This window comes from Pseudoalteromonas ulvae UL12, from assembly GCF_014925405.1.
GTDB classification, from domain to species: Bacteria; Pseudomonadota; Gammaproteobacteria; order Enterobacterales; family Alteromonadaceae; genus Pseudoalteromonas; species Pseudoalteromonas ulvae.
Genome location: NZ_AQHJ01000008.1, coordinates 1 through 1,075, shown reverse-complemented (window position 1 = coordinate 1,075; position 1,075 = coordinate 1). Strand labels below are relative to the sequence as shown.

Sequence of the window (1,075 nt, the reverse complement as noted above, 5' to 3'; positions counted from 1 at the left end):
ATTATTCTACGATAGTTGCTACAACACCAGCACCTACTGTACGGCCACCTTCGCGGATTGCGAAACGTAAACCTTCGTCCATCGCGATTGGGCAGATTAGATCTACTGTCATCTTGATGTTATCACCAGGCATGACCATTTCTACGCCTTCTGGTAACTCTACGTTACCTGTTACGTCTGTTGTACGGAAGTAGAACTGTGGACGGTAACCTTTGAAGAACGGAGTATGACGACCACCTTCATCTTTAGAAAGTACATAAACTTCTGAAGTGAATTTTGTGTGTGGCTTGATTGAACCTGGCTTACATAATACTTGACCACGTTCAACGTCTTCACGCTTAGTACCACGTAGTAATGCACCAATGTTCTCACCTGCACGACCTTCGTCAAGCAATTTACGGAACATTTCAACACCAGTACAAGTTGTTGTTACTGTGTCTTTGATACCTACGATTTCAACTTCGTTACCTACGTTGATGATACCTGCTTCTACACGACCTGTTACTACTGTACCACGGCCTTGGATTGAGAATACATCTTCGATTGGCATGATGAACGGCTTATCGATATCACGCTCTGGCTCTGGGATATATGTATCTAGTGCTTCAGCTAGTTCGATGATTTTGTCTTCCCACTCTTTCTCGCCTTCTAACGCTTTAAGCGCTGAACCAGCAATTAGTGGTAAGTCGTCACCAGGGAAGTCGTATTCTGAAAGTAATTCACGTACTTCCATTTCTACTAATTCTAGTAACTCTTCATCATCAACCATGTCACATTTGTTCATGAACACGATGATATAAGGTACACCAACCTGACGTGAAAGTAGGATGTGCTCACGTGTTTGTGGCATTGGACCATCTGTCGCTGCAACTACTAAGATTGCACCATCCATTTGAGCAGCACCAGTGATCATGTTTTTAACATAATCGGCGTGTCCTGGACAGTCTACGTGCGCGTAGTGACGAGTTGGTGTGTCATACTCAACGTGTGAAGTATTGATTGTGATACCGCGCTCGCGCTCTTCTGGAGCGTTATCGATTGATGCGAAATCTTTAGCAGTACCACCGTATACTTT

The 1,075-nt window shown here is 44.0% G+C and carries 1 protein-coding gene; it reads right to left on the bottom strand.

What is annotated here, in order from left to right:
• Position 1: 1 nt before the first annotated feature.
• Positions 2–1,075, bottom strand: a 1,074-nt coding sequence (gene tuf, locus PULV_RS00050) for an elongation factor Tu (protein WP_193330564.1), incomplete at its 5' end; no start/stop codon positions are given.